12 protein-coding genes are annotated in these 14,515 nt (G+C 64.0%); 4 read left to right on the top strand and 8 right to left on the bottom strand.

Annotated features, from left to right (window positions below; genetic code table 11):
* Positions 1–259: 259 nt before the first annotated feature.
* Both H7688_RS16885 and H7688_RS16890 read right to left on the bottom strand, forming a co-directional pair.
* Positions 260–1,210, bottom strand: coding sequence for a metal ABC transporter substrate-binding protein (locus tag H7688_RS16885; RefSeq protein ID WP_183362376.1), 951 nt, complete (start codon positions 1,208–1,210; stop codon positions 260–262).
* A 250-nt stretch (positions 1,211–1,460) separates the two neighbouring features.
* A complete protein-coding gene (locus H7688_RS16890; RefSeq protein WP_183362377.1) occupies positions 1,461–1,901 on the bottom strand; it encodes a Fur family transcriptional regulator in 441 nt (146 codons plus the stop codon).
* Between the two features lie 266 nt (positions 1,902–2,167).
* On the opposite strand from H7688_RS16890, the gene H7688_RS16895 reads away from it, so the two are divergent.
* The 3 genes from H7688_RS16895 to H7688_RS16905 are packed head-to-tail and all read left to right on the top strand — an operon-like array spanning position 2,168 to position 4,768.
* Positions 2,168–3,217 carry an energy-coupling factor ABC transporter permease gene (locus tag H7688_RS16895; RefSeq protein ID WP_183362378.1) on the top strand — a complete coding sequence of 350 codons (1,050 nt, stop codon included), beginning with the start codon at positions 2,168–2,170 and terminating at the stop codon, positions 3,215–3,217.
* A complete protein-coding gene (cbiQ, locus tag H7688_RS16900; protein ID WP_183362379.1) occupies positions 3,204–4,016 on the top strand; it encodes a cobalt ECF transporter T component CbiQ in 813 nt (270 codons plus the stop codon). The genes H7688_RS16895 and cbiQ overlap by 14 nt, the downstream gene beginning before the upstream one ends.
* A complete protein-coding gene (locus tag H7688_RS16905) occupies positions 4,013–4,768 on the top strand; it encodes an energy-coupling factor ABC transporter ATP-binding protein (protein WP_183362380.1) in 756 nt (251 codons plus the stop codon). Before cbiQ ends, H7688_RS16905 begins: the two co-directional genes overlap by 4 nt.
* 115 nt (positions 4,769–4,883) lie before the next feature.
* On the opposite strand, the gene H7688_RS16910 is transcribed toward H7688_RS16905, so the two are convergent.
* Positions 4,884–5,249 carry a hypothetical protein gene (locus H7688_RS16910; protein ID WP_183362381.1) on the bottom strand — a complete coding sequence of 122 codons (366 nt, stop codon included), beginning with the start codon at positions 5,247–5,249 and terminating at the stop codon, positions 4,884–4,886.
* Between the two features lie 199 nt (positions 5,250–5,448).
* Between H7688_RS16910 and lhgD the strand changes: the two genes are divergently transcribed.
* Complete coding sequence (gene lhgD / locus H7688_RS16915; RefSeq protein WP_183362382.1) at positions 5,449–6,648, top strand: L-2-hydroxyglutarate dehydrogenase; 1,200 nt, start codon at positions 5,449–5,451, stop codon at positions 6,646–6,648.
* A 476-nt stretch (positions 6,649–7,124) separates the two neighbouring features.
* On the opposite strand, the gene H7688_RS16920 is transcribed toward lhgD, so the two are convergent.
* From H7688_RS16920 to H7688_RS16940, 5 genes are read right to left on the bottom strand one after another with little or no spacing between them, the layout of a single operon-like run.
* Positions 7,125–8,567, bottom strand: coding sequence for a sigma-54-dependent transcriptional regulator (locus tag H7688_RS16920; RefSeq protein ID WP_183362383.1), 1,443 nt, complete (start codon positions 8,565–8,567; stop codon positions 7,125–7,127).
* A 31-nt stretch (positions 8,568–8,598) separates the two neighbouring features.
* Complete coding sequence (locus H7688_RS16925) at positions 8,599–9,753, bottom strand: sensor histidine kinase (protein WP_183362384.1); 1,155 nt, start codon at positions 9,751–9,753, stop codon at positions 8,599–8,601.
* Positions 9,754–9,755: 2 nt separating this feature from the next.
* Positions 9,756–11,108, bottom strand: coding sequence for a hybrid sensor histidine kinase/response regulator (locus H7688_RS16930; protein WP_183362385.1), 1,353 nt, complete (start codon positions 11,106–11,108; stop codon positions 9,756–9,758).
* An 11-nt stretch (positions 11,109–11,119) separates the two neighbouring features.
* Positions 11,120–12,187: a chemotaxis protein CheB gene (cheB, locus tag H7688_RS16935; RefSeq protein ID WP_183362386.1), complete on the bottom strand. Its 1,068-nt coding sequence runs from the start codon at positions 12,185–12,187 to the stop codon at positions 11,120–11,122.
* A 28-nt stretch (positions 12,188–12,215) separates the two neighbouring features.
* Entirely contained in the window at positions 12,216–14,486 is a 2,271-nt protein-coding gene (locus tag H7688_RS16940; RefSeq protein WP_183362387.1) for a hybrid sensor histidine kinase/response regulator, read from the bottom strand.
* Positions 14,487–14,515: the final 29 nt, after the last annotated feature.

Here is a 14,515-nt window from a genome sequence, read left to right on the forward strand (position 1 = left end):
GAGCGTCTCTGAATGAGTGCCGCTTTTTGCTGTCAGGAGGTGTACTTGTTGTCTGAGCTCCTGCTGCAACTTGCAGGCCCGGATAGTGAAACGCCACTATCTATGCAATGTCACGAGGTTGCAGAGACTGTGGCTCCTTGAAAGTTCTGTTGAAATGGGTGCGAAAAAGTGAGAATCCCTGCCAAGGTTCTGGCAGGGACGCTGGTAGGTGATGGCAGGAGAAGCAGGTGGCTGTAGACCTTGATGAGTGCAGTACCTGTCAGCTGCACTGCAGGCCGCGGCGCAGGTTGACGAGGTTTTCCCGCATCAGCTCGAGGAAACGCACCTTCTTGTCGAAGTCCTCCCTGCTTATGTTGTGAGCGCCATTCAGCAGGAGTACCTGGGCCCCGGTTTCGCGGGCGATCATCTCTGCAGTAGCCGGAGAGAGGAGCTCTTCGCAGAAGATGTACTTGAGGCCGTTAGCGCGCATCTCCTTGACCAGGGCGGCGATCCGCGCGGGGGTGGGTTCGGCGTCGGGATTCACGGCCTGGGCCGACAGGTACTTGAGATCGTAGCGCCTGGCCAGGTAGGCGAAGGCGTAGTGCCCGCCGTGCAGGAATTCCCGTTTCTGGCAGTGGCTGAGGCCTTGGCGGTACTCATCGTCCAGCTTCTTCAGCTCCTGCTGGTAGGCCTGGGCATTCGCCTGGTAGAAGGAGCGGTTCGCCGGGTCCTTGCTGCTCAGTCCGTCAGCGATGTTCTGCACCATAATCTGGGCGTTGCCGAAATCGAGCCAGATGTGGGGATCCTTCCCCCCCTGGTGCTGGTGTTCCTGCTCCTGGTCGGCCACGGGCACGGCCGGTTTCAGCTCCACACCCTTGCTGGCATCCACCACCACCGGTTTGCTGGTGAGGGATTTTAACATCTTCACCGCCCACGGCTCCATCGCCTCGTTGGTGTAGACCACGACGTCGGCCTTGCTGACCCGCACCATGTCCTCGGGCTTGGGTTCGAAACTGTGCGGCTCGATCCCCGGCGGCAACAGAAGCCTCACCTCCGCCTTGTCCCCGGCAACCGCGCGGGTGAAATCGTACAGCGGGTAGAGGGTGGTCACCACGCTGAGGCGGGCTCCCCGAGCAGGTTCCGTCGTGGTCGGGCTCCCCTCCTTTTTCTGGCAGGCAAGGACGGGAAGTATCATCAGCATGAGGAAAGTCCCCAGTAACGCTCGTTTCATGGCAGGCTCCGTTAGCTCAGGTTCGACGCAGACGGGATCGGGTGGCGATCCAAGATGGAATATCTCTCGCTTAAATAGAAATGATTTTTATTTAGTTGTCAAGTCTACCCTTTGGTTCTAGGCAAGACGATAGATCGCTACCGGCTCTTGGTGGGGGAGGGGGCGCAGGTTGCTGGTACCCGGAGAGGTGTCGTAGAAGGGGAGCGACGCGGTCGGTGCAGCCTTATTAGGACAGAAGGGAGGGGAAGGATTACTGGCAGCCGCTGCAGACGCCGTAGACCACCACGTTTTTGGCCTCGATGCGGCCCCACTGCTGGGCCTTGAGCGGCAGGGGGAGCGCATCGATGGAATGCCAGTCGAAGTCGACGATCCGCTTGCACTTGCTGCAGATGAGGTGGTGGTGCTGGTGCTGGGTGGCCTCGAAGCGGGCCTGACTCTCAACCGTGTCCACCTTGTTGATCAGTCCGTGGCAGGCGAGGGTCGCCAGGGTACGGTACACCGTGTCGAGGGAAAGGGTGGGGATGGTACGGCGCAGGCGCTGGTGCAGGGTTTCCGCAGAGGGATGATCTTCGGCACAGGCCAGCTCGCGGTAGACTTCCAGGCGCTGGTGGGTAAGGCGCAGACCTGCCTGCCGACAGGCGGATTCGAACATCAGGAACTGCTCGTCGAGGAGATGCTTGCTCTGTTCCATGGTGCGGCACCTCTAGCCTCTCAAGAGTTGCCCGCATAATACATTGTGAAATTTCTATGTCAAGGATTCTAATGGGTTGTGGGGCTCAGCTGCCAGGGGGACGGCGCGGGAATGCCCCTGCTGGATCATCGGAAAGTGCTGTATACACAAATGAAATAAAAGCAACTTGACACTGCGGGGATCATCTTGTATTGGTTCGGTAGCACGAATTATTTTTTCGTGCTACGCCGCAGCTGGCGTCTGGAACGTGAGAGGGAGGAAAGCATATGCACATGGCGGACGCCTTGTTATCGCCGGCAGTCGGAGGCACGATGTGGGCGGCATCGGCGGGTACCATCGCCTACTGTTCCGCCAAAGTCAAGCGCGATCTCGACGACCGCAAGGTCCCCCTCATGGGAGTCCTCGGCGCTTTCCTGTTTGCCGCGCAGATGATCAACTTCTCCATTCCGGGCACCGGATCGAGCGGTCACCTTGGTGGCGGATTGCTGCTCGCCATCCTGCTCGGTCCCCACGCCGCCTTCCTCACCATCGCCTCGGTCTTGCTGGTCCAGGCCCTCTTTTTCGCCGACGGCGGGCTGCTCGCCCTGGGGTGTAACATCTTCAACATGGGCTTCTTCCCGGCTTTCGTCGTCTACCCCCTGGTGTACCGTAACCTCATGGGTACCCGACCCAGCCGAAGCCGCGAGACCTGGGTCACCGTATTTTGCGCGATGATCGGGCTGCAGCTGGGTCCCCTTGCCGTGGTGTTGGAGACGGTCGCCTCCGGCATCGCCGAGCTCCCCTTCGAAACCTTCCTTCTCCTCATGCTGCCGATTCACCTGGCCATCGGCCTCGTCGAAGGGGTGGTTACCTCCGCCATCGTCTCGTTCGTCAGAAAGGCACGCCCCGAGCTGCTCGAACCGGCCGCTGCAGCGTCGTTCGCCACCTGGTCGCTGCGCCGCGTACTTGTCGGCTTCCTGCTGCTCGCCGTTGCGACCGGCGGGGTGGTCTCCGCCTTTGCCTCGAAAGATCCCGACGGGCTCGAGTGGGCCATTGCCCGCATCACCGGCGGGAGCGAATTACAGCCCCGGGGTCCCCTGCACCAGACCCTGGCCCGCCTGCAGGGGAAGGTGGTGCTCTTCCCGGACTACGATTTCCCGAAAAGTGCCTCAAAGACGGAACCGGCCGCTCCTGCCAAGGTCGAGCACTCTCTGCCGGTACACTCCGGCACGAGCCTGGCCGGGATGGTCGGCAGCCTGGTGGTGTTGCTGCTGGTCGTGCTGAGCGGCCTTATCCTGAAGAAACGGAACCTGCGCAAAGTCTATGGCATCCATTGACGCCGCGCTGCTTGATTTCCAGCGCCTGGACCGCCTGGCCGCCGGCAGCAGCGCGCTGCACCGGTTGGACCCGCGGGCCAAGGTGCTGGTCGTTTTGGTGTTCCTGGTAAGCGTCATCTCCTTTGGTCGTTACCAGCTTTCCGCACTCCTGCCGTTCTTTGTGTTTCCCGCCGTGCTCATCGGTTGTGCCGACCTCCCCGCCGGCTACCTGGCCCGCAAGGTAGCGCTTGTCTGCCCCTTCGCGCTGGTGGTGGGCATCTTCAACCCGCTCGTCGATACCGAAATAATGGTGCACCTGGGGCCCGTCGCCATTTCCGGCGGCTGGCTCTCCTGCGCCTCGATCCTGGTCCGTGCGCTCCTCACCGTGAGCGCGGCGCTCATCCTCGTGGCCACTACCGGCTTTCCCGCCATCTGCCGGGCGCTGGAGCAGCTTGGCATGCCGAAGGTGTTTGCCGTGCAGCTCCTGTTTCTCTACCGCTACCTGTTCGTGCTGGCCGAGGAGGGGGGGCGGGCCGCGCGGGCCCGCGAACTGCGCAGCTTCGGCAACAAGGGGCAGGGGATGGCGAGCTACAGCTCCCTGATCGGGTCCCTGTTGCTCAAGACCTGGCAGCGCGCCGAGCGGATCCACATGGCGATGCTGGCCCGCGGCTTTACCGGCGCCTTCCAGGTCCGTCAACACTACCGTTTCGGCCGGCCGGAATTCCTCTACCTCTGCAGCTGGTCGGCACTGTTCGTCCTGCTGCGCCTATTCAACCCCGCCGAGTTGTTCGGCGCCTTTCTTACGGGACTTTTTTCATGAGCCATCACATCGTAGCGGTCAAGAACCTGCGCCACGTCTATCCTGACGGAACCACTGCCTTGCGCGACGTCTCCTTCCGGATCCACCACGGCGAGTCCGTCGCCATCATCGGCGCGAACGGCGCGGGGAAGTCCACCCTGCTGCTGCACCTGAACGGTTACCTGGTACCCACGTCCGGCGAGATCCAGATCGGCGATTTTCCGCTTACCAAGGGGACGCTCCCGCAGATCCGCCGCACCGTCGGCATGGTGTTCCAGGAACCCGACGACCAGCTCTTCATGCCCACGGTCTACGACGACGTCGCCTTCGGTCCGCTCAACCTGGGGCTCACCGGCGACGACCTGGACCGCTGCGTGATCGAGGCGCTGGAGCGGGTAGGGGCGCGCCACCTGGTGGAAAAGGCTCCCTACCACCTCTCGGGAGGGGAAAAACGCCGGGTCGCCATCGCCACCGTCCTTTCCATGTCGCCGGACATCCTGGTGCTGGACGAGCCGACCAACGGGCTCGACCCCTACTCGCGGCGCCAGTTGATCGCCCTCTTGAAGGAGTTCCGGCACACCCGCATCTTCACCAGCCATGATCTCGACATGGTGCTCGACCTGTGCGAGCGGACCATCGTCCTCAAGGACGGCGAGGTACGTGCCGACGGCCCCACCCTCGAGATCTTTCAGGATGAGGAACTCCTCGAGGAGTGCCGGCTCGAGAAACCGTTGTCCCTGCAGGGGTGCCCGGTCTGCGGGGGGCGCCGCTGACCGGTCGAATCCAGGCGGGCCAGGCTTACGCCCGTACTGCACCGTAGAAAAGCACACGAAAAAAGGCTATCCCCGAGGTGGGAATAGCCTTTTTTCTTTCAGGAACAGGGAAGGACTATTCGGCTTTTTTGAGCGGTTTGCCGCAGGCGCAGGTCCCTTCTTTCTGGCTTACCGTGTTGCACGGGCAGCCGCAGCTGCAGACGTACTTGCCGGTGGCGGGGGCCGAAACCTCGGCGCCGTTCATCTGGTAGTACACCTTGTTGTCGGCCACCTTGGTTACCGTGGTCTTCACGAGATTCTTGCCGCAGCCGCACTTGCCGGCCTTGGCGCTAATGGTGCCGCAGGGACAGCCGGCTCCACACCCACAGGCGTAGATCGAAGCTCCAGCTTTGAACGGACTTTCCGCATTGCCTTGAGCGAATGCCACAGCAGCAGTTACCACGAACACCAAACTTGCTACAATCGCCATCAGTTTGTTCATGTGCTACCTCCTGTTAATGTTGACTCACGCCTTTCTAACAAATTTTCTTTTATCAGTCAAATATTTACCTGCTCCAGTACGCTCTCGTTTTGTGCCCGATCCGGTCAAGGTGCGATCAATAGTTGGCAAAAGCACTAAGAGAAGGCATACTTGGCTGAACTTTGCGCCGCAGTGCGCGGTGTGTGTACGAGGGAATACCATGAGCTTTCAACGTGCGGAAATACTCATAGTCGGAGCCGGGATTATCGGGCTCACCTTGGCGCGGGAGTTGGTACGGACCGGCCACGGCGACATCGTCATCATAGAAAAAGAGCCGGAACTGGGGCGTCATGCCTCGGGGCGTAACTCCGGCGTACTCCATGCCGGCATCTACTACGCACCGGACAGTCTGAAGGCGAAGTCCTGCCTGAACGGCAACTTCCTGATGCGGGCCTACTGCAAGGAGAAGGGGTTGCCGCTTTTGGAAAACGGCAAGGTGATCGTCACCAGGACCCCCGAGGAGTTGCCGGTACTCGACGAGCTGTACCGGCGGGCGCTGGCTAACGGCGCCAAGGTCGACATCCTCGACGCGCGGCAGTTGGCCGAGATCGAGCCCCACGCGCGGACCGTCGAGCGGGCGCTTTTTTCGCACTACACCGCGGTGGTCGATCCCAAGGCGGTACTGAAGAGTCTGAAGGCCGACCTCGTTGCCAGCGGGCGGGTGAAGATCCTGCTCGACTGCCGTTTCGAGGGACTCAAGGGGAGCGGCGTCGCCCGGACCGGGCAGGGGGAGATCGCCTTCAACCGGCTGATCAACGCCTCCGGAGCCCACTGCGACACGGTTGCCCGGCACTTCGGGATCGCGGACCGCTTCCGTCTCATCCCCTTCAAGGGGGTCTACCGCCTGTTGCGCAAGGAAGCGCCCATCACGGTGAACTCCAGCATCTACCCGGTTCCCGACATCCGCAACCCCTTCCTGGGGGTGCATTTCACCCGCAGCGTGCACGGCGACGTTTACCTCGGGCCGACCGCCATTCCGGCCTTCGGACGGGAGAACTACGGCATCCTGGCCGGCATGGACAGCGAGGCCCTGGCCATCGCCTGGGAGGACCTGGTGCTCTTTATGGCGAACCCGCTGTTCAGGAACGTGGCGCTCAGCGAGCCGAAGAAATACCTCCCCTCCTTCTTCTACCGGGACGCCGCACGCCTGGTCCAGAAACTCGACCCCGCCGACCTGGTGGCTGCCACCAAGGTCGGCATCCGCCCGCAGTTGGTGGATTGGCAGACCAAGCAGATGGTGATGGATTTCCTGGTGGTGGCGGACGGTCCCGCGCTGCACGTGCTCAACCCCATCTCTCCGGCCTTCACCTCGTCCATGGACCTGGCGCAGGGGATCGTGGCAGAGCACTTCAAAAGCTAAACGGTTTGGGCCAATCATCCTCTCGCCAAGATTTCTCCCTCCCCTTCAAGGGGAGGGTCGGAGTGGGGATGGGGGGCACACGCAGGCACGGGATCGATCCCCATCACCCTCCTGTCTTCCCCCTTGAAAGGGGAGGGACGCGCTGGCGGATGATCAACACCCATCACGAAAACCAATGGCGTATCTGCCAGGGAGACACGGAGGGCACGGAGTAACGGCGGCCCCCATGGTAAAATCCGCGGCACGTCACAGAAAAAGGCATGGATCGCCAACCGGCTGCTCTCATGCCTTTTTCCGTTTCTCAACGTGATCTCCAGGGAATTCAGGGGAGCCATACCACGTGGCTCCGGGTTGCAAACCGGCAGGGAGATTTTTACGGGGGAGGGTGAAGAGGGGGGATCCAGAGAGGTACCTCGCCCCCTTCCTTGACGGGAGGGGGCGGTGGGTGAAGCCACAATCGGCGCTGCGGTGGCCCCTTACTCCTCCGCGGCCTGTGCCGTTTTGCCGTCACCCTTCAAGCGTTTGTTGAGGGTCTGGCGCCCCATCCCGAGGAGCTTGGCCGCGAGCCCCTGGTTCCCCTTGGCGCGGCGCATCGCCTCGCGGATCATGTACTCCTCCACCTCGTCGATCGAGGGGAAGTGCCCGAAGATGGCGCTCAGTGCACCACCGGCACCGCTTGGCTCCTGGGGTTCCTGCTTCGTGGTCAACCGCTCGTCGCCGATCACGGCCCGGAAGGTCTCCATGGAGAGCACGCCGCCCGGGTGGCGCAGCACGGCGTCGAAGATCATTGCCTCCAGTTCCCGGACGTTCCCCGGGAAGGGGTAGAGACTCAAAAGGGTGGCAAGCTCGGGGGGCGGGGTCGGCTTCTTCTTGCCTAGGCAGCTCGCGGCGAGCCCCAAAAAGTGGTCCAGGAGCAGCGGGAGGTCGTCCAGGCGCTCGCGCAGGGGAGGGAGGTGCACCCGGTGCCCGCAGAGCCGGTAGTAGAGGTCGTTTCTGAACTTACCCTGCTTGATGCGCTCCAAAAGGTCGCGGTTGGTGGCCAGGACGATGCGGGCGTCGCTCTTCTTGATGAAGTCCGACCCCACCGGGTAGTACTCCTGTTCCTGCAACAGCCTCAAGAGCTTGATCTGGGACATCTCGTTCAGGTCGCCGATCTCGTCCAGGAACAGCGTACCGCCGGCGGCCCGGGTGATCAGGCCGTCACGGGCCTGGTCCGCGCCGGTGAAGGCCCCCTTGCGGTGCCCGAACAGGGTGTCCGAGAACATGTTGTCATCAAGGCCAGCCGCGTTCAAGGCGACGAACTCGCCGGTCGACCCGCTTAACTCGTGGACTGCGCGTGCGATAAGCTCCTTGCCGGTGCCGGTCTCCCCGGTGATCATGATGGGCTGGCGCGTGCCGGAAACCACCTCGAGGTACTGGAAGATGGCACGCATGTTCTTGTTGCCGGTGACGATGGAGCCGAAGGTCTCGGGATGGTCCAGCCGGTCGGTGAACAGGTACTGCTTCAGGGTGGTGAGTTCGCTGGTGAGGCTTGAGAGCTCGAGCGCCTTCCTGACCGCGGTGATCAGGCGCTTTACGTCGATGGGTTTTACCAGGTAGTCGAAGGCCCCCTGCTTGATGCAGTTCACCACGGTGTCCACGTCGTTGTTGGCGGTGGCCACCAAGATGGGAATCTCGGGATGTTTGGCGACGATCTGGGGGAGCAGGTCGAGACCGGTCAGGTTCGGCATGCGCAGGTCCAGGACGATGACCGTCACTTCCTGGCGGGCGAGGAGGTCGAGTACCTGCCGGCTGTCGTTTTCGGTGATCACGTCCTGGTAGCCGCTGCTCACCAGGCAGCGCTGGCAGCTTTCCAGGATCTCGGTTTCGTCGTCGACCAAAAGTATCCGCTGCAGATTTTTACGTGGTGGCTGTTTCACGTACGTAGCTCCTCGGGTGGCGTCGGCTGCCTCAGGATGGTTCCGGCAAGGTGAAGTAGAAGGTGGCTCCTCGGTCCGGCTCCCCTTCGGCCCAGACACGGCCGCCGTGGCGCTGGATGATGCGCTGTACGGTGGCAAGCCCGATGCCGAAACCCTGGAAGGCACCGTCGCCGTGCAACCGCTTGAAGGGGGTAAAGATCTCGTCGGCGTCTTTCATCTCGAACCCGGTGCCGTTGTCGGCCACGAAGTAGGCGGTGTCGCCATCCACCGTGCACTGGCCGAACTCGATCCGGGCCTCTTCGGTGAGCGCAGAGTACTTGTAGGCGTTCCCCATGAGGTTGTCGAGGACGATCTTGATCAGGCCGCGGTCGCACTCGGCGCTGAGGCCGGGCTCGATCTGGAAGCTCACCTGGCGCTGGGAGTTGCGCAGGATGAGCGTCGAGGCACTCGCCTGGGCGAGTTCGCTTAAGTCGGTGCGGGTCCGCTTCATCTCGGTGCGGGAGAGCCGGGAAAAATCGAGCAGGGTCTTGATGAGCTCGCTCATCGAGATGGTCTCGCCGTAGATCACCTCGACGAACTCCCGGCACTTGGAATCCAGACCGGCGCCGAAGATCTCCAGGATCACCTGGCAGTAGCCGTTTATGTTGGTAAGCGGGGTGCGCAGATCGTGGGACACCGTGAAGCTGAAGGACTCCAGGTCACGGTTCGCGCTCTCCAGTTCGGCGGCGTGCGCGGCCAGATTCCGGTTCAGCTCGACGATGGCAGCCTGCTGGGCGCGCACCTCGTGCTCCAGGGTGAGCCGGCCGATCATCTCCTTGATGGCCGAGAAGAGCTTCTCGATGTCGATCGGTTTCATCACGTAGCGGTTCACGCCGATCTCGATGGAGTCGATGAAGTACTCCATGTCGCCGTGGGCGCTGGTTACGATGATGGGGGTGCCGGGATCCTCGGCCCTGATCTGGCGCGCCATCTCGATGCCGTGCATGACCGGCATCTTGAGGTCGGTCACCACCAGGTCGCAGCGCAGGCGGCGGAACAGCTCGAGCCCCGTTTCGCCGTCGGGTGCCGTGTGCAACTCGAGCTCGGGGAAGCGGCGCACAATCAGCGAGGCGACCGTCTCCCGTGTGACCTGCTCGTCCTCCACGTAGAGGAGCGAAAACGGAGCGTTGTGGTCCCGCAGCGCCATCGTCAGACCTCGATCCTAAACTCGGCACCGGCCCCGGTGTTGCGTACCGTGAGCGAGCCGTTCATGGTTTTTTCCACGATCTTCTTCGACATGTAGAGACCGATGCCGGTCCCCTTTCCCTGGTCCTTGGTGGTGAAGTAGGGCTCGAAGACCCGGTCGATGATCTCCTCGGGGATGCCGCCGGCGTTGTCCGCGATGGTCACCACCGGGCGCCCCTTTTCCACGCGCACCCTCACGAAGACGCTGGGGTCCTCGATCTGCTGGCCGGCGAAGGCATCCTTGGCGTTGTTCAGGATGTTTAAGAGCACCTGGGAGAACTCGTTGGGGTAGCCGTTCATTTCCGGCACCGCCTCGGTCTCCAGCTGGAGCCGGATCCGCTTGTCCGAGAGGCTCCCCTCGACGAGATGCAGGGTCTTCTCCACGGTCTTGTTCAGGTCGAAGGGGACCTTGTCGCGCTCGGGGGTGAAGAAGTTGCGGAAGTCGTCGATGGTCTGGGACATGTGGCGGATCAGTTTCATGATCTTCTTGGTGCTGGTGTCCAGGTACGGCTGGTCGAAGTTGCCGTACTCGTAGCACAGGGAGAGGTCCTGGACCAAGAGCCCCACGGCGTTGAGCGGTTGGCGCCACTGGTGCGCTATGTTGCCGATCATCTCCCCCAGCGCGGCCTGGCGGCTTTGCTGCATCAGGATCTCGTCCTTGCGCCGGAGCTCCTCGACGGCCTGGACCCTCTCGGCGGTCTCCGCCTCGAGCTGGGCGGTCCGCTCGCGCACCCGCTGCTCCAGCTGCAGGTTCAACTCGGAGAGCGCCTGCTTGGCGCTTAACAGTTCCTGGTTCTTCTCGGCGGCGAGCTCGTAGGTGGCCAGCAGGAGGTCGATGATCTGCGCCTTGGGGGCGCTGATCCGGTAGTCCTGGCCGTGGTGCTCCACGGTGACCAGGCCGTCGGGACTCTCCTGGATGCAGGCTCCCCGGCGCGAGAGCGCGGCGTGGATGCGGGACAACAAGAGCTTGTTGTTGTAGGGCTTGGAGATGAAGTAATCCGCCCCCGCCTCGAGGCTGTGCAGGACGTCGGAGGGGTCGTTGAGATGGGTGAGCAGGATGATCGGGAGGCACGTCAATTCGGGCACGTCCCGGACCCGGCGGCAGAGCTCGAAGCCGTCCATCTCGGGCATCAGGATGTCGCTGATCAGCAGGTCGACCGGATTGGCGAGCAGGTGCCTCAAGGCCTCGGCACCGTTTTTCTGGACCGAGACCTGGAAACCGTGGGCCAGGAGGACCTGCTCCAAGAGTTTCGCCTGGGTCGGGCTGTCGTCGACAACGAGGATCTGGGCGGGCTGGCCGGGATGAGCTTCGTGCATGTGGAGTAACCTCACGATCTGGACGACAGGTCGGGCGCCGCAGCCGCCAGCCTGGTTAAAAGTTCGATGATCCCCTCGGGGGGGAGGATGTAGGAGGCGGCATCCAGGCGGATCGCCTCGCCGGGCATGCCGAAGACCACTGAGCTCTCCCGGTTCTGGGCGATGGTGATCCCGCCGGCCTGGCGCAAGAGCTTTAATTCCTTTGCGCCGTCACTCCCCATGCCGGTCAAGAGGACGCCGGCGCTCTGCCGGCCGCAGTGCCGGGCCAGGGAGCGAAAGAGTGCCGCCACCGAGGGGCGCAGGCCGTTCTCGGGAGGCGCGGAGCTCAGGATGACCCGGTTTCCCGGTGCCATCTCCAGGTGGTAGCCGTCCGGGGCGACCAGCACCTGGCCCGCCTCGACCGGCATCCCGTCGCGGGCCAGGGAGATGGGGAGGCGCGAGGTGTGCTGGAGCCAGGCGACGAAGTTCTCGGTGAACCCCTCCGCCATGTGCTGCACCAACAACACCGCGGCGTTGTAGTCCTGCGGCAGGGAACTCAGGATGCGCTGCAAAAGCGGCGGCCCCCCGGTGGAGGCACCGATCCCGACCACCCTGACCTGGTCGACGCGACCCGGCACCGCCAGGCGTGCCTCGGGGAGCGCTGCCAGGTTGGCGGCCTCGGGGAAGCTGCGCCGCACCACCTTGATCTCGGACATGAGCTTTAGGTGGTGTATCAGCCGGGCCACCGACTCGGCGTGGTTGGGGCTCCCCAGCGGGGCCGGTTTGGCGAGCACCATGAGGGCCCCGGCCTGCATGACCCGGAACAGGGTGTCCGAGTCGCGCGGGTCGAGTTTCCCGGTCACCACCACGATCGGGGTGGGGCTGTTGGACATGATGGCCCGGGTGGCCTGGAAACCGTCCATACCCGGGAGGTTGATGTCCATGGTGATCAGGTCGGGCCTCAGGGTGGCGGCCGCCTGCACCGCCTCCTCGCCGCTGTCCGCCACCGCCACCACGCGCAGTTCCGGGTCCGCCTCCAGGGCCGCCACCAGTGCCTTTTGCACCGTCTTGGAATCTTCGACTACCAGTACTCTAATCATGCGGTTGTCATTACCCGTTTCGTTTCGGTCAGGTCAATCTCTCGATCACCTCGATGAGGCTCGACTGGTCGAAGCTGCTCTTCACCACGTAGGCGTTGGCACCGACCTCGATGCCGCGCTCCCGGTCGCTGCGCGACTCGAGTCCGGTCACCAGGATCACCGGCAGCTCGGCGAAGCGGGGCTCCGACCTCAGCGCCGCGGTGAGCTGGAAGCCGTCCAGCCGCGGCATCTCGACGTCCGAGACCACCAGGTCGAAGCTGCCGGCCTTGAGCTGGGTGAGGGCGTCGGCGCCGTCGTAGGCGGTCGCCACCTGGTACCCCGCGGCCTCGAGGATGTTCTTTAAAAGGGTGCGCGAGGTGATGGAGTCCTCGGCGACCATGACGGAGAGCCGGCGCCCCTTGGCCTGGGCGGTGCTGGGGCGTGCCGCGCTGCCGGCTACCAAAAGCGCCGAGCGCACCAGGTCGTTCACGTTGAGGATCGGCACCACCCTGCCGTCCCCAAGGACCGTGGCGCCGGAGACGTTGCGCACCCGGGACAACTGGCCCCCCAGGGGCTTCACCAGCACCTCCTGCACCCCGAGCACCTGGTCGACGGCAAAGGCGATGCGCCGCTCGGCGGCCTTAACCAGCACCACCTGCTGGTAGGGCTCCTCCTGGGCGCCGGTCTTTTCGCCCAGTTCCAGGACCGCGGCGAGCGACACCAGGGAGCAGACCTCTCCGCCCAAGAGCACCGTGTCGCGGTTTTCCACCTGGCGCACCTCCTCGCGGGGGAGCCGGGAGGTGAGCTCCACGTTTCCCGCGGGGATGAGCGCGCTGCGCTTTCCTACCGAGACCAGGAGGGCTCGGATCAGGGCGAAGGAGAGCGGCAGGGTCATGGCGAACTCGCACCCCAGGCCGGGCCGGGCGCTCACCGTGACGTGCCCGCCCAACCGTTCCAGGGATTCGCGCACGATGGCAAGTCCCACGCCGCGCCCGGAGAGGGAGGTGATGAGCGGGCTGGTGGAGAAGCCTGATTCGAAGACCAGCTGGAGCGCCTCGTGATCGCTTAACTGCTCGGCCGGCTCCGGGGAGATCAGCTCCAGCCTGAGCGCGGTCGCCTTCACGTGGCTCGCGTCGATGCCGCGGCCGTCGTCGCGCACGGTGAGGCGCGCGTGGTTTGCGTCCAAAAGGCGCAGCTCGATCTCCACGCTCCCCCGGCGCGGTTTGCCCGCCTCCTCGCGGCGCAAGGGCGCCTCGATGCCGTGGTCCATCACGTTGCGCACCAGGTGCAGGAGCGGCTCTTTCAGCTCGGCCAGGATGCGGCGGTCCACCTCGATTTCCGCCCCCCGGCAGGAGAGTTCCGCCTCTTTGCCGAGTTCACGCCCCAGGTCGCGCACCAGCTTCTGGAACGGGTCGCTCAAGGTGGCAAAGGGGAGCAGCTGCAGCTGTTTCATCTCGGCAAGCAGGGGGTCGATGAGTGCCGCCAGGTTGTGCTGGTTACGTTCGGCCAGTCGCTCGAGCCCCCTCAGGCGCACCTCGCACTCCCGCTCGCTGTCGCAAAACTCCTGGATCAGGCCGGCCAGGCGTTGGCTGGCGGGCGCCGGCCCCTGGCTCCTGAGGGCGTACCCGGCGAGTTCCTGGGCGCGCGAACGTGTCGCGGTGCGCTCGGTCAAGAGGCGCGCGGTCAGGCTCAGTTCCTCCTGGAGCATCGCAGCGGCAAGCTTGGTCGAGACGAGCTCTTCGGCCTGCAACAAGAGCGATTCCAGGAGCCGGGTCGGCACCCGTACCGTCTCGGTCCCGGAGGGGTCCCGGCGATCCTGGGCACGTGGCGCCTCGACGGGGGAGGGGGGGAGCGTGACGGCCTGCTCCGGACGCGACGGCTCCGGTCCCCCCCTGAACACCGGGTGGGACGGGACGCCTAGGGGCTCGGGCGTTGTCGTCGGCGCCGCGCCTGGTGCGCTAAAAGACGCGGGGCCGGGGCTGCCGGGGTGCTGGAAGATGCGCGCGGCCAGCAGGTCGACCTCGCGGTGCAGCCGGTCGTAGATGGTCACCTCGAGCGGCAGTTCGCCGCGCTTTACCTCGGAGAGGAGGCTCTCCAGGTCCTGGCAGATGAGGGCGACCTCCCCCAGGTTCACCGCGTGCGCCGCGCCCTTGAGGGTGTGCATGCGCCTGAAAAGGCTCTCCACCAGGCGCTTTTGCTCGGGCTTCTCCGGCTCGCGCTCCAGCGAGATGAGCAGCGTGGAGACCGAGTCGAGGTGGTCCTGCGCCTCCAGACGGAAGGTCTCCAAAAGCTCGCGTAACAGGGCCTCCTGGTCAGCCATGGCTGCCGCCTTGCCGGGCACCGCCGGGT

This window comes from Geomonas limicola, assembly GCF_014193675.1.
Taxonomy (GTDB): Bacteria; Desulfobacterota; Desulfuromonadia; order Geobacterales; family Geobacteraceae; genus Geomonas; species Geomonas limicola.

Bases quoted from the DNA above. Each gene is read 5' to 3' on its own strand.
- H7688_RS16930 (WP_183362385.1), bottom strand. From the start codon at position 11,108: ATGCACGAAGCTCATCCCGGCCAGCCCGCCCAGATCCTCGTTGTCGAC.
- H7688_RS16910 (WP_183362381.1), bottom strand. From the start codon at position 5,249: ATGAACAAACTGATGGCGATTGTAGCAAGTTTGGTGTTCGTGGTAACT.
- H7688_RS16895 (WP_183362378.1), top strand. From the start codon at position 2,168: ATGCACATGGCGGACGCCTTGTTATCGCCGGCAGTCGGAGGCACGATG.
- H7688_RS16905 (WP_183362380.1), top strand. From the start codon at position 4,013: ATGAGCCATCACATCGTAGCGGTCAAGAACCTGCGCCACGTCTATCCT.
- cbiQ (WP_183362379.1), top strand. From the start codon at position 3,204: ATGGCATCCATTGACGCCGCGCTGCTTGATTTCCAGCGCCTGGACCGC.
- cheB (WP_183362386.1), bottom strand. From the start codon at position 12,187: ATGATTAGAGTACTGGTAGTCGAAGATTCCAAGACGGTGCAAAAGGCA.
- lhgD (WP_183362382.1), top strand. From the start codon at position 5,449: ATGAGCTTTCAACGTGCGGAAATACTCATAGTCGGAGCCGGGATTATC.
- H7688_RS16940 (WP_183362387.1), bottom strand. From the start codon at position 14,486: ATGGCTGACCAGGAGGCCCTGTTACGCGAGCTTTTGGAGACCTTCCGT.
- H7688_RS16925 (WP_183362384.1), bottom strand. From the start codon at position 9,753: ATGGCGCTGCGGGACCACAACGCTCCGTTTTCGCTCCTCTACGTGGAG.
- H7688_RS16890 (WP_183362377.1), bottom strand. From the start codon at position 1,901: ATGGAACAGAGCAAGCATCTCCTCGACGAGCAGTTCCTGATGTTCGAA.
- H7688_RS16885 (WP_183362376.1), bottom strand. From the start codon at position 1,210: ATGAAACGAGCGTTACTGGGGACTTTCCTCATGCTGATGATACTTCCC.